The organism is Actinomadura montaniterrae (assembly GCF_008923365.1).
Lineage (GTDB): Bacteria > Actinomycetota > Actinomycetes > Streptosporangiales > Streptosporangiaceae > Spirillospora > Spirillospora montaniterrae.
Genome location: NZ_WBMR01000081.1, coordinates 22,141 through 38,816, shown reverse-complemented (window position 1 = coordinate 38,816; position 16,676 = coordinate 22,141). Strand labels below are relative to the sequence as shown.

Annotated in this window: 18 protein-coding genes; 3 read left to right on the top strand and 15 right to left on the bottom strand. The window is 76.1% G+C overall.

Annotation, left to right across the window (positions count from 1 at the left end):
* The 3 genes from F9B16_RS25545 to F9B16_RS25535 form a co-directional block, all read left to right on the top strand.
* Nucleotides 1-296, top strand: a 296-nt coding sequence (locus tag F9B16_RS25545; protein WP_151542659.1) for a WS/DGAT domain-containing protein, incomplete at its 5' end; no start/stop codon positions are given.
* Nucleotides 296-1,177 carry a DMT family transporter gene (locus F9B16_RS25540; RefSeq protein ID WP_151542658.1) on the top strand — a complete coding sequence of 294 codons (882 nt, stop codon included), beginning with the start codon at nucleotides 296-298 and terminating at the stop codon, nucleotides 1,175-1,177. The genes F9B16_RS25545 and F9B16_RS25540, both read left to right, overlap by 1 nt.
* A gap of 96 nt (nucleotides 1,178-1,273) precedes the next feature.
* Entirely contained in the window at nucleotides 1,274-2,173 is a 900-nt protein-coding gene (locus tag F9B16_RS25535) for an alpha/beta hydrolase (RefSeq protein ID WP_225991935.1), read from the top strand.
* Nucleotides 2,174-2,195: 22 nt separating this feature from the next.
* Here the strand turns inward: F9B16_RS25535 and F9B16_RS25530 are convergent, their stop codons facing one another.
* From F9B16_RS25530 to F9B16_RS25460, 15 genes are all read right to left on the bottom strand, one after another.
* Nucleotides 2,196-3,404 (bottom strand): PucR family transcriptional regulator, encoded by a 1,209-nt coding sequence (locus F9B16_RS25530; protein WP_151542657.1) that lies wholly within the window; start codon nucleotides 3,402-3,404, stop codon nucleotides 2,196-2,198.
* Nucleotides 3,405-3,575: 171 nt separating this feature from the next.
* Entirely contained in the window at nucleotides 3,576-4,889 is a 1,314-nt protein-coding gene (locus F9B16_RS25525) for an acyltransferase family protein (RefSeq protein ID WP_192808987.1), read from the bottom strand.
* A 104-nt stretch (nucleotides 4,890-4,993) separates the two neighbouring features.
* On the bottom strand, nucleotides 4,994-5,836 hold the full coding sequence (locus F9B16_RS25520; protein WP_151542655.1) for an SAM-dependent methyltransferase: 843 nt from the start codon (nucleotides 5,834-5,836) through the stop codon (nucleotides 4,994-4,996).
* 391 nt (nucleotides 5,837-6,227) lie between these two features.
* Nucleotides 6,228-6,860 carry a GNAT family N-acetyltransferase gene (locus tag F9B16_RS25515; RefSeq protein ID WP_151542654.1) on the bottom strand — a complete coding sequence of 211 codons (633 nt, stop codon included), beginning with the start codon at nucleotides 6,858-6,860 and terminating at the stop codon, nucleotides 6,228-6,230.
* Nucleotides 6,861-6,968: 108 nt separating this feature from the next.
* The gene (locus tag F9B16_RS25510) at nucleotides 6,969-8,111 is read right to left on the bottom strand and encodes an amidase (RefSeq protein ID WP_151542653.1); all 1,143 of its coding nucleotides are present in this window, start codon (nucleotides 8,109-8,111) and stop codon (nucleotides 6,969-6,971) included.
* A 28-nt stretch (nucleotides 8,112-8,139) separates the two neighbouring features.
* Nucleotides 8,140-8,448, bottom strand: coding sequence for an NIPSNAP family protein (locus F9B16_RS25505; RefSeq protein WP_151542652.1), 309 nt, complete (start codon nucleotides 8,446-8,448; stop codon nucleotides 8,140-8,142).
* Nucleotides 8,445-8,729, bottom strand: coding sequence for an acyl carrier protein (locus F9B16_RS25500; protein ID WP_151542651.1), 285 nt, complete (start codon nucleotides 8,727-8,729; stop codon nucleotides 8,445-8,447). Before F9B16_RS25500 ends, F9B16_RS25505 begins: the two co-directional genes overlap by 4 nt.
* Nucleotides 8,730-8,749: 20 nt before the next feature.
* Entirely contained in the window at nucleotides 8,750-10,033 is a 1,284-nt protein-coding gene (locus tag F9B16_RS25495; RefSeq protein WP_151542650.1) for a glutamate-5-semialdehyde dehydrogenase, read from the bottom strand.
* The gene (locus F9B16_RS25490; protein WP_151542649.1) at nucleotides 10,030-11,022 is read right to left on the bottom strand and encodes a DMT family transporter; all 993 of its coding nucleotides are present in this window, start codon (nucleotides 11,020-11,022) and stop codon (nucleotides 10,030-10,032) included. The genes F9B16_RS25495 and F9B16_RS25490 overlap by 4 nt, the downstream gene beginning before the upstream one ends.
* A gap of 57 nt (nucleotides 11,023-11,079) precedes the next feature.
* Entirely contained in the window at nucleotides 11,080-12,618 is a 1,539-nt protein-coding gene (locus F9B16_RS25485) for an amino acid adenylation domain-containing protein (RefSeq protein ID WP_151542648.1), read from the bottom strand.
* Entirely contained in the window at nucleotides 12,615-13,559 is a 945-nt protein-coding gene (locus F9B16_RS25480; RefSeq protein WP_151542647.1) for a hypothetical protein, read from the bottom strand. The genes F9B16_RS25485 and F9B16_RS25480 overlap by 4 nt, the downstream gene beginning before the upstream one ends.
* Nucleotides 13,556-14,167 carry a 4'-phosphopantetheinyl transferase family protein gene (locus F9B16_RS25475; protein WP_151542646.1) on the bottom strand — a complete coding sequence of 204 codons (612 nt, stop codon included), beginning with the start codon at nucleotides 14,165-14,167 and terminating at the stop codon, nucleotides 13,556-13,558. Before F9B16_RS25475 ends, F9B16_RS25480 begins: the two co-directional genes overlap by 4 nt.
* Nucleotides 14,164-15,258 carry an acyl-CoA dehydrogenase family protein gene (locus F9B16_RS25470; protein ID WP_225991934.1) on the bottom strand — a complete coding sequence of 365 codons (1,095 nt, stop codon included), beginning with the start codon at nucleotides 15,256-15,258 and terminating at the stop codon, nucleotides 14,164-14,166. The genes F9B16_RS25475 and F9B16_RS25470 overlap by 4 nt, the downstream gene beginning before the upstream one ends.
* Nucleotides 15,251-16,426, bottom strand: a complete 1,176-nt coding sequence (locus tag F9B16_RS25465; RefSeq protein WP_151542645.1) for an acyl-CoA dehydrogenase family protein — start codon at nucleotides 16,424-16,426, stop codon at nucleotides 15,251-15,253. Before F9B16_RS25465 ends, F9B16_RS25470 begins: the two co-directional genes overlap by 8 nt.
* Complete coding sequence (locus F9B16_RS25460) at nucleotides 16,423-16,674, bottom strand: acyl carrier protein (RefSeq protein ID WP_151542644.1); 252 nt, start codon at nucleotides 16,672-16,674, stop codon at nucleotides 16,423-16,425. The genes F9B16_RS25465 and F9B16_RS25460 overlap by 4 nt, the downstream gene beginning before the upstream one ends.
* Between the last annotated feature and the right edge of the window lie 2 nt (nucleotides 16,675-16,676).

Genomic DNA, 16,676 nt, shown 5'->3' with positions numbered 1-16,676 from the left:
CGTTCGCCGGCGCGGCCGTCGCGACCCTGCGCGGGCCGTCCGGCCCGCTGCTGCTGGCCGGCGCGCCGCTCGGCGGCCTCCACCCGATCCTGCCGCCCGCCCGCGGCGTCCCGATCGCGGTCGCCGCGCTGAGCCGGGACGGCGCCCTGCACGTCTCGGTGATGGCAGAGACGCGGGCCTTGCCGGCGCCGGACCGGTTCGCCGGAGCCCTGCTGCGGGCGTTCGAGAAGCTGGCGGCCGAGTTCGGCGTCGACGCCGGTCCCGGCCGCAGCGGCGCGCAGACCGGAACGCCTTGATGGCGTGGTCCGCCGCGTTCAGCGTGCTGGCGGCGCTGCTGTTCGCGGCGGCCGCCGCGCTGCAGTACCGGGCGGCGCGCCGCGCCGTGGGGGAGGGCAAGGGCCGCGTCCCCGCCGCGCGGCTGATCGGCGCGCTGCTGCGCGACCCCGTCTGGCTGGCCGGCTGGGGCTCCAACCTGGCCGGGTTCATGAGCCAGGCCGCCGCCCTGCATTTCGGCTCCACCGCGCTCGTCCAGCCGCTGCTGGTCACCCAGCTGGTCTTCACGATCCTGCTCGGCGCCGCCGTGCTCGGCCGCCGCCCGGCCCGCGGCGACCTCGTCGGCGGGATCGCCGTCACCGCCGGCCTCGCGGTGCTGTTCACCGTGCCCGGCGCGATCCCCTCGCAGGGCGAGCCGTCCCGGCCGCGGCTGATCCTCGCCGGCCTGGTCGCCGTCCCGTTCGTGCTGGCGCTGTCGCGCGCCGCCAACATCCGCCGAGGGACGGTCCGGGCGGTGCTGCTCGGCATCTGCTCCGGCCTGATGTTCGCGGCGACCGCCGTCCTCATCAAGCTCACCACCGCCGACCTGGTCGAGCGCGGCGTCGCCGCGACGGCGCTCGACTGGCCCGGGTACGCGCTCGCCGGGTCCACGCTGCTCGGGCTGGTGCTGGAGCAGAAGGCGTTCGCCGCCGGGTCGCTGCCCGCCGCGATGACCGCGATGACGATGACCAACCCCGTCGCGTCCTACGTGCTGGCCGTCTTCGCCTTCCACACCGAGCCGCCGCATTCGCTGTCGGCGTTCGCGGCGGTCGCGCTGAGCGCCGTCCTGCTCACCGCCGGGGTCACCGTCCTGTCGCACTCCCAGTCCGCGCCCGGCCGCGCCGACGAGCCCGCCGCGACCTGAACGGGCCCGGCCCGTACCGCCCGGCGCGGCTTCCGCGGAACCTTTTGCGGCCCTCCGGAGATCCAACCGGGTGACCCCCACCGGAAGGACCCCTCAGTGATCTCCAGGCGCGCGCTGCTCATCGGCGGCCTCGGCGGGCTCGGCGCCTTCGCGGCGGCGGGCGGGACGGGCTACGCCCTCGTCGAGAACGACGTCCTGCCGGGCCGGGTCCGCCTCGACCGGGCGCTCGGCCGGTGCGGGGACGTGCCCGCGCCGCCCGCCGCGTCCACGACCGTCCGGCGGCTGGCGTGGCGGTCGGCGCGCCGCCGCACGGACGTCACCGCGACCGTCGTCCTGCCCGCGGCGAACGCGTCACTGCGGGGCCTCCCGATCGCGGTGGCCCTGCACGGCAGCGGCGGCGACGGCGCGTCCGCCGTGCGGTCGCTCGCGCTGGACCACTACCTCCCGGACGCCGTCGCGCGCGGCGGCGTCGCCCCGTTCGCGATCGCGGCCGTCGACGGCGGGCCCGACACGTACTGGCACGCCAGGGCGGACGGCGACGACCCCATCGGCATGATCATCGACGAGCTGCTGCCGCGGCTGCGCGCCGAGGGAGCCCGCACCGGCCGGATCGCGGCCATCGGCTGGTCGATGGGCGGCTACGGCGCGCTCGTGCTGGCGCGGCGGCTGGGCGCGCGGCGCATGGCAGCCGCCGTCGCCTCGTCGCCCGCCCTGTTCGCCTCCTACGCGGACGCGCGCCGCACCAACGCGCGGTCCTTCGACGGCGCGGCCGACTTCGCCCGCAACGACGTCTTCGCCGCCCTGGACGCGCTGAAGGGCGTCCCGATCCGCGTCGACTGCGGCACGAGCGACCCGTTCGCGCCGATGGCCCGCAGGCTGCGCGGGCGGATCCACCCGGAGGGCTCCATGGGCGGCGGATGCCACGACGGCGGCTTCTGGCGTCCCCGCCTCCCCGCGCAGCTCGCGTTCCTCGGCCATCACCTCGCCGCGTCCTAGCCCGGCGGCCGAGCGGGGAGGGTCAGGCGGACTCCTCCGCTCGCCCCGACCGCACCAGCCAGCTCAGCATCAGCATCAGGTCGAGCCGGCCGTCGAGGTCGGAGAACCGGCCGCCGGTCAGCTCCGTGATGCGCCGCAGCCGGTACCGGACGGTCTGCTCGTGGATGTGCAGCCGCTCCGCCGCGACCACCGCGTTGTCGCCGGACTGCAGGTAGGTCAGCAGCGTCTCGGCGAGCGGCTGCCGGCGCGCCGGCGCCAGGTCCAGCAGCGGGCCGAGGACGGCCCCGGCGGTCGCGCCGACCAGCTCCTCCGCCGCCAGCGTGGCCAGCGAGGCGATGTGGTCGGCGCACCGGACCGGCGCGCCGGAGGGCAGCAGGCCCCGCTCGATCAGCGTCAGCGCTTGCCGCGCCCACCGCAGCGACACCGCGCCCTGCGTGAGCGGCACCGTCGGCCCGATCGCCGCGGTGCCGATCCGGCGCAGCGCCGGCCACAGCCGGTCCTGCCCGGGCCCTTCGGGGTCCGGGACGACCAGGTACGGGACGGGCGCGTCCCACGCGGCCAGCACCGCCGGCGGCAGGATCCGGGCGCCCGCGGGCGCGCCGGCGGGCAGCGCGACCAGCCCGACGCTGCGCGGCGGGTCCCAGCGCGCCGCGACCGCCAGCTCCGTGATCGCCTCGTGCCCGGGCGACGGCTCGGCGACGAGCGCGTCCCGCAGCCGCTCGCGGCGCTGCTCCCGCTCGGTCGCGAGCTGCCCCTGCTCGCGGGCGTACCCCTGCGCCGCCGCGTCCGCGACCCGCGCCACCAGCATGAACAGCGAGTCGGTCAGCCGCCCCAGCGTCTCGCGCGACCAGCCGAGCCGGTAGGCGTCCTTGATGAAGCGGCGGCAGGCGATCTGGCTGCTCACCCGCATGGCGTTCTGCAGCGCCTCCAGCCCGCGCCCCTGCCGGGCCTCCTGCTCGCCGAGGCGCATGTACAGCTCGGTCAGGTGCCGCGCGTCGGCGTCGGGGTGGTCGACCGAGTCGACGAAGAACGCGACCGTCTCGCTGACCGTCCGCTCGACCCGCAGGGCGTACGCGCCGCCGCCGTCGCCCGCGTACTCGGGCACCTGGTCGCGGATCTCCCGCTCCATCTCCTCGACCGCCGCCTGCAGGTGCTGGCGCAGCAGGTCGGGCAGCTCGGCGGGCATGGACCCGGGCGCCGTCCGGTGTCCGTCCGGCAGGGGACTGACCATGGGACCTCCCTCCGGCGGGGTGAACCGGCGGCCTCACCCTAGGCAAGAAAGCGATCGCTGTCACCATCCGGTGCACGCGCGGTGAAGGCGCGTGTCCGGGCGGGAGGTTCGTCAGAATCCTCCTGTAATGCGTATCACGTGCCCCGGCGGTCCCGGCCGTCCCCCCGGCGGCTAGGGGACGGCGGGCGCGGGCAGCGGCGCGGGCGGTTCCGCCGGGGGCTCCGGTGCGCGGGCCGCGCGCCGGGTCAGCCGGCGGCCGAGGCGCTGCGCGGGCCGTTCGACGTACCGGTGCGCCAGCCCGGCGGCGACGAGCACGCCGGCCAGCAGCACGCCCTCCCAGGCCAGCCGCACCCACAGCGGCATGGCGTCGCGCTCCCCGGCGACCCGCCAGACCGTCTGGACGATCATCGGGTGCAGCAGGTACACCGAGTAGCTGACGAGCCCGAGCCACATCAGCGCCCGGGGCATGCGGCGGTGCCGCAGCGCCAAGCCGCCGAGGAAGGTCAGCCAGGCGGCGGCGACGCCGATCGACCAGTCGACGCCGAGCGACTGCGGGTACCCGTGCTCGGCCCACGTCGCGGGCGGGCGCAGCCCCGCCAGCAGCGTCAGGACCGGGACGAGGGCGACCATCGCCGCGGCGGGCCGCGCGCGCAGCCGCCCGTCCTGGATGCCGCGCACCGCCGTCCCGGCGAACATCGTGGCGATGATGCACAGGCTCTCGACGCCGCCGATCCGGCTGTCCAGCACGAGCAGCGTCAGCGCGAGCGCCGCCACGATCGCGACGCCCGCGCGGCGCACGGCCGGACGTCCGCTGACCATGGCCGCGATGCCCGCCGCGAGGGCGAACGCGGCGACCATCGGGGTGGCGCCGGGCCACCGGGTGGCCAGCAGCCCCGACGGCAGCGAGACGCCGAGCATCGCCGCGGCCACGCCGAAACCGAGGGACACGCGCGCGCTGGCGCCCTTCACGCCCGCGATGAACATCGCGGTGATCAGCAGGTAGAACACCATCTCGTAGGACAGCGTCCAGAACACGTTGACGACGTTGGGCACGCCGAGCAGGTCCTGCAGCATCGTCAGGTGCGCGACCGTGGAGATCCACGGGCGGTCGCCGAGCCCGTCCGGCAGGCCCCACGACACGCCGCTCACGCCGAGCGCCAGCATGAGCCCGACGGACACGAACCAGGCCGGGTACAGCCGGAAGACCCGGCCGATCCAGAACGTCCGGACGCTGCCCCGCCGGACCAGCGAGAACGGCACGACATAGCCGCTGATCAGGAAGAACAGGAAGACCCCGTAGCGCCCGAAGTCGAACCACGGGCTCACGTTCCGGCGAACCTCGGGGAGCAGCACGTCCAGCGAGTGCTCGAACACCACCACCAAGGCGGCCACGCCCCGCAGGGCGTCGAGCCAGCCCATCCGGGCCGCCGGGACCGCCGGCGCGCCGCTTGCCTTCGTTTCCGTGGTGAGAGTGTTCGTCGGCATCCGGGCCACCCTAGGGGCCCGGCCTCCACGTTCTCCACAGACCCCCTGAACATCACCTGAACGCGGCGTGTCGGGGAACCGGCACGCAAGGTCACCGGTCCGGGCTAGGAGCGGATGCCGACGCCCGCGTAGAGGACCGGTGCCGCCCCGTCCGCCGGGCACGGGTCCCCGGCACGCCATCTCCCGGCCGGCACGATGCCGGGGGACAGCGGCGCGAACGGCCCGAACAGCCGCTCGATCTCGCCGGCGCCGCGGGGGAGCAGCGGGCCCGCGCCCGCCGCCGCGTACCGCCGGGCCGCCTCGGCGACCGGCCCGGGCGCGTGGTCGGCGGTGGCGTGCGAGACGACGAGCGCGCTGCCCGGCGCGGCCGCGGCGCCCAGCGCGGCGATCGGGACGCGCGGGTCCGGCAGGAAGTGCAGGACGCAGGAGAACACCAGCGCCACCGGCTCGGCCGGGTCGATCAGCCGCCGCACCTGCGGGGCGGCCAGGATCGCGTCCGGGTCGCGCAGGTCGGCCCGGAGCGCGGCGATGTTGCCGCCCTCGACCAGCAGCGCGCGGGCGTGCGCGATGACGAGCGGGTCGGCGTCGACGTAGACGACGCGGGTGCCGGCCACGTGCCGGGCGGCCATCCGGTGCAGGTTGTCGGCGGCGGGCAGGCCGCAGCCGAGGTCGAGGAACTGCCGCACTCCGCGCTCGGCGCAGGCGCGGACCGCGCGGGCGAGGAACGCCCGGCCGTCGCGCGCGGCGTCCGCGGCCTGCGGCAGGACGTCCAGGACCTGCCGGGCGAGGTCGCGGTCGGCGGCGTAGTTGTCCTTCCCGCCGAGGAGGTGGTCGTGCACGCGGGACGAGGCGGGCCGGTGCAGGGCGAGCGGGGCGTCCCCGGACGGCTCGGCCCTGGGCGCGGACACGGCGGCGAGGGCCCGGGTGCCCACGGCGGGAACGCTCATGTCCGCGCCGTCCTGGCCTCGGCCGCCGGCCGGCCGGGTGCGGTGCGACGGCGTGCGCGGGGTCTGGTGCGGGACGGCGGGCGGGACGTCGTCATGGGCGCTTCACCAATCGTGGGGTGGCTACTCCTCGACGGTAGGCCGATCGGGTCGCGGTGCGGCGGCGGTGCCCGCCGGTCCGGCCGAAATCCGCCGCCGGGATGGCCGCATCGGGTCAACCGCGTTTGGCGGTGTTCCCCGGCTCCCGCGTGCGCAGGTGACGGGCATCAGGGAAGCGGCCCGGCGGCGGACCGTCACCGGACGGCCACGCGCCCGCCGGCCGCCCTTCCGGAGGTGGCCGCTTCCGGCCATGACAGCGGCTTAACCGGAGGTGCACCTGCGTGTCGGGAGCCGGTCAGCCGCCGTCCGGGTCCCGCCACATCAGCCACACCGGCGGGCAGCCGCGCCCCGGCAGGGCGAGCTCCCGCGTCACCCGGAACCCGAACCTCTCGTAGTACGGGACGTTGCGCTCCTTGGAGCTCTCCAGGTAGGCCGGGACGCCCTCGGCGTCGCAGCGGTCCAGCCGGGAGCGCAGCAGCGCCCCGCCGAGCCCGTTGCCCTGCGCGGGCGGGTCGGTGCCGAGCACCGCCAGGTACCAGTGCGGCTCCGGAGGATGGTGCTTCTCGATCTCGCCGAGCGCGCGCAGCGCCGCCGGCACCCGGCGGCCGAGCGCGCGCAGCAGCGGCACGGCCTGCGCCGCCTGGGCGCGCAGCGGGACGCGCCAGAGCCCGGGCGGGTCCCACAGCGCGGCGGCCTCCACGTCCGGTCCGCGGCCGGCCGCCTCGGTGCCGCCGTGCCGCAGGTGCACCTGCCGCAGCAGGATGCCGAACACGCCGGTCAGCCGGCGGACGCGGGACGCGTCGTCGGGCAGGATCCAGCGCCAGACGGGGTCGTCGTCGAACGCGCGCCCGAGCACCGCGGCGAGCGCGTCGGCGTCGGCGCCGCCCGCCGCGCGGACGAGCGGGGACGGCTGGGACTGGGACGTCATGGCGCGGCCTCCTCGGGACGCGCCGATCCTCGCCTGCCGCCTGCCGCTCGTCAAGGAGCGGCGCCGGTCGTGAGGACGCCTCCCGGAGCCTTCGCGCCCCGCGCCGCGTCAGCTCCCGAGGACCCGCTCGCACCAGGCGGCCGCCGCGATCAGCTCCGGTTCGGCGTTCCGGGCCGCGACGAGCTGGACGCCGAGGGGGAGGGGCCCGGCCGTGCCGGCGGGAAGCGCGAGCGAGGGCAGGCCGCACAGGGTCCACGGGATCTGGAGGCGGGAGTCGCCCGTCGTCGCGCGCGGCGGCGCGGGTTCGGGCACCGCCGGGACGAGCAGCGCGTCGAGGCCCTCCAGCAGGGAGCCGAGCCGTTCGGCGGCGTCCCGGCGGACGGCGCCGGCCTCCTGGAGGTCGCGCGCGGGCGTGCCCAGCCCCCGCTCGATCAGTTCCCGGGCGCGCGGACCGTAGCGTTCGGCGTGGTCGCGGTAGCGGCGGCGATGCAGGGACGCGCATTCGGCGAACGTGATGACGCGGTGCGCGGCGTGCACGGCGGCGAGGTCGACGCCGGTCGAGACGTCGTGCACGTCGGCGCCCGCGGCGGAGAACGCGCGGACCGCTCGGGCGAGGCACGCGCGGACGGCGTCCCCGACCCGGTCGGTGAACGGGTCGCGCAGCACGCCGATCCGGGGCGCCGCCGCCCGCCCCGGAGGCGCGAAGAGGGCGGGGCCGTCGGCGATCGCGGCCGCCACCGCGGCGGCGTCCCGGACGTGCCGGGCGAGGACGCCGAGCGTGTCGATGCTCGGCGCCACCGCCCGGCCGCCCGCGGTCGTCGCCCACCCGGCCGTCGGCTTCAGGCCGACGACGCCGTTGTAGGCGGCGGGCCGCACCACGTCGCCGGCGGTCTGGGTGTCCAGCGTGGCGGTGCAGCCGCCGGTCGCGACGGCGACCGCCGAACCCGCGCTCGACCCGCCCGGCGTGCGGTCCGCGTCGAAGGGGCTGATCGTCGGCGCGGGGTCGTTCAGCGCCCACTCGGTACACCGCGTCTTGCCCGCGATCACGGCCCCGGCGGCGCGCAGCCGCGCGACGGCCGGCGCGTCCGCCGCGGCCGGATCGGGGGCGGTGAGCGGCGATCCGCACCGGGTGGGCATGCCCGCGACGTCGATCACGTCCTTGACGCCCAGCACGAACCCGGACAGCGGGCCGTCCGCCATGGCGGGCGCCGGGCCGTCCGGGCGCCAGGCCCACGCGTGCAGGGCGTCCATGCTCCTCAGGCCCTCCGGTCCATGCTCCTCAGGCCCTCCGGAAGAAGGTCCGGGACTCCACGAGCACGCATCCGTTGGCGTCGGCCTCGGCCTTGGTCGCCTTGGCGTCCTCGTCGGCCGCGAGCCGCCCGCGGAACGCCTCGTACTCGGCGAGCGACGCGAAGTCCAGCAGCGCCATCGCCTGGTTGTTCGCGCCGTCGCCCGGCAGGAAGTACCCGACCAGCCGGCCGCCGCAGCGCTCGATGATCGGCGGCCAGGCGGCGGCGTAGCGGGCGAACTCGCCCGCCTTGCGGGGGTCGATGGTGTAGTCGATGCGGCAGGTCAGCACGGCGGTCACCGCCCCGCGGCCGCCGCGACGACCTCGACCATGTCGTCGACGGTGGTGAAGGTGCGGCCGTTGAACAGGTCGTCGGGCAGCTCGACGTCGAGCTCGTCCTCCAGCCGGACGAACATGCCGACGAATCCGAGCGAGCTGACGTTGAGCACGTCGCCCTTGAGCGGCTCGTCGCCGGCCAGCTCGGCCGGGTCCATGCTGAGCCGCGACTCGGCGATCAGCATCCGCTTGACGGCCGTGGCGACCTCGCCGGACGAGGGCGCGGTCCGGTCGTTGGCGGTCATGGTGTGTCCTCCTTCGGGGTTCAGGCCGCGGTACGGAAGCGGGGCGTGTCCGCCCCGTCGATGATCCAGGAACGGGTGTAGAGGCGGTCGAGCGTCACCGGGCCGCGGGCGTGCAGCCTGCCGGTGCTGATGGCGAGGGCGGCGCCCAGGCCCATCGCGGGCGCGTCGTTGAGGCGCAGCGACCCGTTGACCACGACGGCCGCCGCGTCCACCCGGCGGCAGAACTCCTCGGCGACCGCGTCATCGGTGGTGAGTACGCCTTCGGTGTGCCCCGACCCGTGGCGGCCGATGTGCGCGATCGCGTCCTGCGGGCCGGACACCGTGCGGACCGCCAGCGTCTGGTCGAGGTACTCGCGGCCGTCGTCGTGCGGCCCGAGCCGGGCCGGATCGAGGTGGCCGGCGAGCCCGGCGGGGACGCGCGCCGCCAGCTCCTCGGTGACGCGCAGCACGAGCCCTCCGGCGTCGGGGGCCCGCGCCGCCTCGGCGAGGGCCGCCAGATAGGCGTCGGCCAGCTCGTCGTCCACCAGGACGGTCTCCAGCGCGGTGCAGGCCGCCGGGTCGGGCAGCTTGCCGTCCAGGGTGAGGACGGCGGCCGTGCGCGGGTCGGCGGTGCGGTGCGCGTACAGGTGGTTGGCCCCGCCGCCGCCGGTGATCATCGGGATGCGGGACGCGGTCCGGCAGGTCTCGATCAGGCTCGGGCCGCCGCGCGGGATGATCACGTCGATCGCGTCGTCCTGCTTGAGCAGCGCGCGCAACTGCCTGCGGTCGCCGCTGTCCAGGATCGTCACCAGCCCTTCGGGGAGGCCGGCGTCGGCGAGCGCGGCGCGCAGCACGCCGCCGACCGCCGCGTTGGTCTCGGCGACCTCCGAGCCGCCGCGCAGCAGCACGGCGTTGCCGGTCGCGGCGCACATGACGGCGCTGCGCAGGGTGATCTCGGCGCGCGCCTCGAAGACCATGAGGATCACGCCCAGCGGGCGCAGCACGCGCTGCGCGCGCACCTCTCCCATGCCCCGCACGCTCTCGCCGGTCCGCGCGGTGCGGGGGAGGTCCCGTTCGAGTCGGTCGAAGGCGGCGTCCAGGGCGTCGCGGTGGCGGTCCGCCAGCCGCAGCCGGTCGAGCATGGCCTCCGGCAGGCCCTTCTCGCGGGCCCGCTCGACGTCGCGGTCGCCGGCGCCGGTGAGGTCGGGCCAGTGCGCCGCCATGCGCTTGCGGGCCGCCTGGACGAACGAGGGGTAGGCGTCGTCGCCGACGGGTGGTGCGGCGCGCTGCGCCTCGCGGGCGCGGCGCAGGATGTCATCGGTCATCGGTTCGCGCTCCTGGCGTAGTCGCGGACGGGGACGTCGCGGGCTCTGCTCCGGGCGGGCTCCGCGGTGCGCGCCGCGTCCTCTTCATCTGTTGTGCGTTCCTCCTCGGTACGGCGTCCGCCGCGCAGCACCAGCACGACGCCGGCGCCCGACACCGCCATCCCGGCGAAGACGCTCCACCCGACGCTCTGCCCGAGGATCGGGACGCCGAGCAGCGCCGTCACCGGCGGGACCAGGTAGAGCAGGCTGGTCGCGGCGCCGCCGCCGCGCATCCGCAGCAGGACGAACAAGAGGGTGAAGCTGCCGATCGAGTTCACCGTCGCGAGCCAGACCAGCGAGCCGACCGCGGGGAACGTCAGCGGGAGGCGCATCCCGCCGTGCAGCAGGGCGAGCGGGATTGTCGTCACCATCGCGCCGAACAGCTGGACGGTGGTCCCGGTGCGCAGGTCCACCTTCAGGCCGGCGGCCTTCTGGTAGAGCGTGCCCGCCGCGAACCCGGCCAGCGCCAGCGCGACGAGCGCGTATCCGGCCAGCTTCCCGCCGCCCGCGAGCTTCTCGGCGAGCGAGACGCCGACCCCGGCGAGGCCGAGCGCCAGCCCGAGCCACTGCGCCCCGGCCAGCCGCTCACCGAAGAGCGGGACGGCGGCGGCGCCGACCACCAGCGGGCACGCGCTGAGGATCAGGGACGACAGCCCCGCGGGGACGCCCATGCCGAGCGCCAGGTAGAGGGTGGCGAACTGGACGGTCTGCAGCAGGATCCCGATCGCCAGCAGATGCAGGTAGGTGCGCGGTCCGGACGGCCAGGGCGCCCGGGTCGCCAGCGAGATCGCCGCGAGCACGGCGAAGGCGATGACGAACCGCCACGCCAGCAGGCCCAGCGGCGGCCCCGCGTGGGCGCCGATCGAGCCGACCAGGTAGCCGCTGCTCCAGATCAGCACGAAGACGACCGGGAGCGCGAGGCCGGCCGCGGATCGGATCTTGGCGGTCACTGCTCCTCCTCGTAACAGGTCATGCCGTTACATAGGGACTTGCCCGGACGGCGCGAGTCATGCGCCCGCGAGCGCCTCGATCCGGCGGCGGTCGACCTTGCCGTTCGGATTGAGCGGGAACCCGTGCATCCGGGTGAACGCCCGCGGCACCATGTACCAGGGCAGACTCCGCCCGGCGTGCTCCCTCAGCTCCCGCGCCGGGACCTCGTCGCCGGTGTAGGCGACGCGCAGATCGGCGGCGTCGCCCTCGCCGGCGACGAGCGCCACCGCGTCCTCGACGGCCCGGTGCCCGCGCAGGACCGCCTCGATCTCGCCGAGCTCGACCCGGTAGCCGTGGATCTTGACCTGGCCGTCGAGGCGGCCGAGGTGCACCAGCCCGCCGTCCGGTCCCCGCTCCACCCGGTCGCCCGTCCGGTACCAGTGCCGGTCGGTGAGGGGCGCGGAGCCGTCGTAGGGCACGGCCGGGCCGCCGCCGGGCTCGTACGAGACGAACCGGCCCTCGTCGTCGGCGGGGTTGAAGTAGCCGGGGAAGCGCTGGACGCCGCGGACGCAGAGCTCGCCCTCCTCGGCGGGCCGCCCGTCCTCGTCCAGGATCACGGACTCCAGCGACGGGTACACCTCGCCGATCGGCACGGTCCCGTTGCGGGTCGCGGGCCAGGCGGCCGGGTCCGACGGCAGCCGGTGGCCGGTGCAGGTGATCGTCAGCTCGGTCGGGCCGTAGAGGTTCTCCAGCGTGCTCGCGGGCGCGGCCTCGTGCCACGCGGCGGCCTGCCGGGTCGTGAGCTGCTCGCCGGCGAACAGGCTCCAGCGCAGGTCCGGCATGCTCCCGGGCGGGAGGCGGCGCATCCGCCGGGCCAGCGAGACCACCGACGGCACCGAGAACCAGTGCGTGATGCCCCGGTCGCGCACGAAGCCCGCCGGGTCGCCCACCTCGTCCTTGGCCGGCACGACCAGCGCGGCGCCCGAACCCCAGGCCACGAACATGTCGAACACCGACGGGTCGAAGGTCAGGTCGAAGGTCTGCGAGAACCGGCAGCCCGGCCCCGCCTCGTACCGCTCGATGTTGTACGCCAGGTAGGGGGAGACGTTGCGGTGCTCGATCGGCACCCCCTTCGGCGCGCCCGTCGAACCCGAGGTGAACAGGATGTAGGCGACCGGTTCGGGATCGTCGGCCACGGGTGGCGCCCCGGCCGGTCCGCCCGCCCCCTCCCGCAGCGCGTCGCCGCGCACGATGGCCCACGGCCCTTCGCGCAGCGGCCCCGACGGCTCCTCTCCCGTGATCACGGCGTCGACGCCCGCCGACCGGGCGATCGTCTCGTTGCGCTCCGGGGGGAAGACGGGGTTGAGCGGGACGACCGTCGCGCCGAGCCGCAGTGCGGCCAGGTAACCGGCATAGGTCAGCGGGATCCGTTCGGCGGCGAGGCCCACGCGCCTCGGGCGGGGGCCGCACGCCGCGGCCACCGCCGCCGCCACCCGCTCGGCCGCCCCGGCGAGCTCGCGATAGGTCAGCGTCTCACCGCCCGCCTCGAGCGCCGTCTCCTCCGGATACCGGGACGCCGCGTCCGCGAACCACTCGTACAGGGTCCGCTCGGTCATGTCTTCGCTCCTTCCATCTGCACTCCATAGCCCCGCGCGGCCAGCGGCTCGCGCAGGTCGTCCTCGATGCGGCTCAACCGGCCGAACGCGGTCGCGATCAGCGACGGGCGGGCGCGGCCCCGCTGCGCGGACTCGTGGGCGAAGCGGACGGCCCTCGGCAGCTCGTTCCAGGCGCTGTAGGCCTCGTCCGCGCCGTCGAGCCGGTCCCGCAGCCGCTCGTAGCGGAAGGTGTGGTGGCGGGCCACGGCCCAGACGTCCTCCAGCAGCCGCCCGCCGCCCGGCCCGGAGGCGAAGTGCTCGGCGAGCCGGTCGAGCGCCCGCGCCGGGTCGGTGATCCACTGCCCGGGCAGGACGGCGCCGTCTCCGGACTCGTCCGGGACGCGGGCGAGCCATTGGTGGTCGCCGTCCGGCGGCACCGGCACCGGGAACCCGAACGCGTGCTCGTTGCGCCGCCGCTGCTCCGGCGGGAGCGGGTCGCGGGGCCGCAGCAGCCCGGCGAACTCCTCCTCGCCCAGCCGGCCGTCGAACGGCCTCTGCTCGCCGCCGCCGGGCAGCAGGGCGGAGAACCGGTCGACGACGTGCCAGCGGCCGTCGTCGAAGCCGGTCACCAGCAGGTAGTGCGGCGCGCCCGTGTCGGTACCGGGCGACCACGGCAGCAGCGAGCTGTCGGCGACCACGAGGACCTGCCCCTGCGCGTCCAACTCCGCCCTGATCCCGTGGAGCGCCGCGTCGCGGTCGCGCGCCGAGCGATACCGCAGCTCACCGCCGTCCGGCAGCCGGTGCAGCGGCGTGGCATGGTGCGAGATCGCGAGCGATCCGTCGGGCAGGTCGGTGCGGACGGCCACGCGGATCGAGCGGGCCACCCGGCCGGCCGGGTCGGTCTCGTGCCGTTCGAGATAGGCGACGAGATTGCCGGTGTAGCAGCTGAGTCCGTCGCTCATGGCATTCCTTCCGTTGAGTACGCGCAGGACACCGGGACGGGGAAGCGGTCGGGGAGGCTGCGCCAGGTGAAGCCGTTCCAGTGCCCGCGGTGCTGCCCGACCTCGACGGGGATCCGCCACGGAGCACCGGCCAGCCCCAGGCCCGCGCCTTTCACGCACGCCTCCTGGACCGTCCAGATCCGGACGAACTCGCGCCGCCCCCGCTCCGGCGGGAGCCGGCGGAGCGCGCCGAGCGCGGTGCGCGAGCAGCAGCGTTCCCGCAGGCCGGGGGAGACGGGTGCGGGAACCTCGGTGTCGACCCCGACCCGGCGGCCGAGGCCGACGCCCGCGGCCACGTAACCGCCGCTGTGCGACACGCTCACCCCGATGCGCGGGTGGTCGGGCAGGTAGGGGCGGCCGTTGTGCCCCTTCGCTACCCGCGCGCCCGCCACGGCGGGGCCCGCCGCACGGCTCAGCAGGCCGTCCAGCAGCACGCGGCCCGCGCGGTGCTCGTCGGCCGGACCGTCCGGCAGGACGTCGGCGACGCGCGCGAACGCGATCGCCACCCTCTCGGCGATGCCGACGACGGCGCCGTTCGGAACGGGGCCGCTCGCGGCCGGGCCGCTCATGACGCCCGCTCCAGGAGTTCGGGCGCGTGGTCGGCGACGCCTTCGAGCATCGTCTCCGTCGTCCCGCCCGCGATGCCGAACATGGCCGCCTCGGCCCGCAGCTCCTGGAGGCCGCCGACCGCGAAGCCGTCGGCGCCGTGCAGCTGCGCGGCCTCGTCCAGCACCAGCCGGACCGTCTCGCCCCCGGCCGCCTTCAGCAGCATGGCCTGCGCCGGCGTCGGGCGGCCCCGCCGGCAGGCGCTCTCGCAGAGCGCGTCCAGGCGGCGCTGCTCCAGCAGCGCGCGGGCGAACCGCTGCCGCACCGAGCCGATCTCCCACAGCGGACGGTCCCGCATCGTGCGCGCGGTGAGCCGTTCGTGCAGGTCCGACAGGACGCGGCGGCACAGCGCCGAAGCCCACAGGGCGCTGGCGAGCCGCTCGGACGCCATCCGCCGGGCGAACTCGGCGAGGCCCTGGCCGGGGCGCCCGATCACGTGCGAGCGGTCCAGCCGCACGCCGTCGAACGTCAGCTCGCCGAGCCCCGACCCCGCGAAGAAGCGGGTCGGGGCCGCGGCCCGGCCGACGCCGTCGCGGCCGGCCGGGACCAGCAGCAGGGTGAAGCTGGTGAAGTGGTCGCCGGGACGGTGCCGGGCGAGGACGAGCGCGTGGTCGGCGGTGGTGGCGTTGACGATCCACCGCTTGCCGCCGTCCAGCCGCACCTCGTCGCCGTCCAGCTCCACCCGCGTGGTCAGTGCCGTGAGGTCCGACCCCGCGGCGCCCGCGTCGGTGGCGGCGAACGCCACCACCGCGCGGCCCGCCACGGCCTGCTCGGCGACGCGCGCGACGGTCCCGCCGTCCCGGTCGCGCCGTCCGAGCAGGATCGGGAGCGCGCTGGCGGCCTGCACGCAGACGCCGAGCGTGGTGCCGAGACCGTGCCCGGCGTCCAGCGACGCGAGCAGGCCGCGCAGCGCGAACGGGTCGAGCCCGAGCCCCGGGTCGGTGCCCGGCCCTTCGTACAGGTCCCGGAGCGCGCCCTCGTCGCCGAGCTTCCTCCACAGCGCGGTCGCGTCGGACGCGCCGTCGGCGTCGGGAACAGCGGTGGCGTCAGGCAAAGCGCACCTCCGCGTCCATCAGGGTCAGCGCCCCGTCGGCCTGGTGCAGCCGGTCGTTGGCGTAGTTGAGCGAGGCGGAGCGCAGGTCGCGCAGCGTCCGCTCCAGCGCGAGCTTGGAGCCGCGCAGGTAGCCGTGCCGCATGCCGGTGAGCTCGACCAGCTCGTCCACGGCCGCGAGGCACTGCTCGGACGCGGTGAGCTTCACCGCGTTGAGCAGCAGCTGCACCGGCGGCGCCGACAGGTCCGCGCCCTCGGCCTGGCTCGTGTACCGGACGAGGCCGTGCTCGATGAGCGCGTGCACGGTGTCGAGCCGCTGGCGGATTCTCGACAGCCGGGTGAGCAGCAGCTCCGACCGCAGGTCGCGCTTCTTGCGCTCGTCCGGCTCGCGGAACATCCGCAGCGTCCGGCTCAGCGCCCCGGCGGCGGCGCCCAGCCAGCAGGTCGCCCAGCCGAGGTGCGCCAGCGGCGCGAACACGCGCGTGCTCATCTCGCGGAACTCGCCGTGCCGGCCGACGACCTGCGCGGCCGGGACGTCACCGACGATCTTCATCGGGACGCTGTGCGTCGCGCGCATGCCGAGCGGGTTCCAGCCGCCCACCTGCTCGAGGTCGAGCTGGTCGCGGTCGGCGTACACCAGCGACACCTGGCCGGGCGAGTCCGCGTCCGGCGCCAGCATGGTGATCAGGAACCCGTCGGCGTGCGCGCCGCCGGTCACCACGGGCGCCATCCGGTCCAGGTGCAGCCACTCCCCGTCGCCCGCGAGCGGCGACTGCGAGGTCAGCAGGTGGCCGCCCTTGCCGGGCTCGGTGGTCACCGACGCGATGTACACCTCGCCGCGCGCGATCCGCGGCAGCAGCGACGCGCGCAGCTCCTCGCCCGCGTACTCGACGACCGTGGCGACCTGCTGGCAGTGCATCGCGAAGATCATCCCGACGGACATGCACTCGCGGGACAGCCGGTCGCTGATCTCCAGCATCTCCCGGGCGGTCCCGCCGAGGCCGCCGTGCTCCGCCGAGACCAGCAGGCCCAGCAGCCCGCTGCGGCGCAGGGCGTCCAGGGCCTCGGTGGGGAACCGCGCGTCCTCGTCGGTCTCGGCGGCGTGCTCGCGCGCGACCTCCAGGACGTCCGGCAGCAGCCGCCGCACGTCCGGCGCGCCGGTGACGCTCATGACCGCCCTCCCGAGTCGCGCTCCTCGTCGACCGCCCGCCAGAGGCTGTCGGCGGTCTCGAAGGTCCGGTCGTTCAGGCGCTCGTCCGGCAGCGTCACCTGGTAGCTGTCCTCGATGTCGAACAGCAGCTCGATGGCCTGCATCGAGTCCAGGCCGAGGTCGCGCAGCCGCGCGTCGGGCCGCACCTCCTCGCCCTCGGGCAGGAACCGCAGGTACGGGCGCAGCAGGGTGGCGAACTGGTCTTCCATGA

What these genes read in the sequence shown, in the direction of transcription:
- F9B16_RS25520 (WP_151542655.1), bottom strand. Translation starts at nt 5,836, where the DNA reads ATGAGCGTTCCCGCCGTGGGCACCCGGGCCCTCGCCGCCGTGTCCGCG.
- F9B16_RS25495 (WP_151542650.1), bottom strand. Translation starts at nt 10,033, where the DNA reads ATGACCGATGACATCCTGCGCCGCGCCCGCGAGGCGCAGCGCGCCGCA.
- F9B16_RS25540 (WP_151542658.1), top strand. Translation starts at nt 296, where the DNA reads ATGGCGTGGTCCGCCGCGTTCAGCGTGCTGGCGGCGCTGCTGTTCGCG.
- F9B16_RS25530 (WP_151542657.1), bottom strand. Translation starts at nt 3,404, where the DNA reads ATGGTCAGTCCCCTGCCGGACGGACACCGGACGGCGCCCGGGTCCATG.
- F9B16_RS25465 (WP_151542645.1), bottom strand. Translation starts at nt 16,426, where the DNA reads ATGAGCGTCACCGGCGCGCCGGACGTGCGGCGGCTGCTGCCGGACGTC.
- F9B16_RS25510 (WP_151542653.1), bottom strand. Translation starts at nt 8,111, where the DNA reads ATGGACGCCCTGCACGCGTGGGCCTGGCGCCCGGACGGCCCGGCGCCC.
- F9B16_RS25500 (WP_151542651.1), bottom strand. Translation starts at nt 8,729, where the DNA reads ATGACCGCCAACGACCGGACCGCGCCCTCGTCCGGCGAGGTCGCCACG.
- F9B16_RS25515 (WP_151542654.1), bottom strand. Translation starts at nt 6,860, where the DNA reads ATGACGTCCCAGTCCCAGCCGTCCCCGCTCGTCCGCGCGGCGGGCGGC.
- F9B16_RS25525 (WP_192808987.1), bottom strand. Translation starts at nt 4,889, where the DNA reads ATGCCGACGAACACTCTCACCACGGAAACGAAGGCAAGCGGCGCGCCG.
- F9B16_RS25475 (WP_151542646.1), bottom strand. Translation starts at nt 14,167, where the DNA reads ATGAGCGGCCCGGCCGCGAGCGGCCCCGTTCCGAACGGCGCCGTCGTC.
- F9B16_RS25460 (WP_151542644.1), bottom strand. Translation starts at nt 16,674, where the DNA reads ATGGAAGACCAGTTCGCCACCCTGCTGCGCCCGTACCTGCGGTTCCTG.
- F9B16_RS25485 (WP_151542648.1), bottom strand. Translation starts at nt 12,618, where the DNA reads ATGACCGAGCGGACCCTGTACGAGTGGTTCGCGGACGCGGCGTCCCGG.
- F9B16_RS25480 (WP_151542647.1), bottom strand. Translation starts at nt 13,559, where the DNA reads ATGAGCGACGGACTCAGCTGCTACACCGGCAATCTCGTCGCCTATCTC.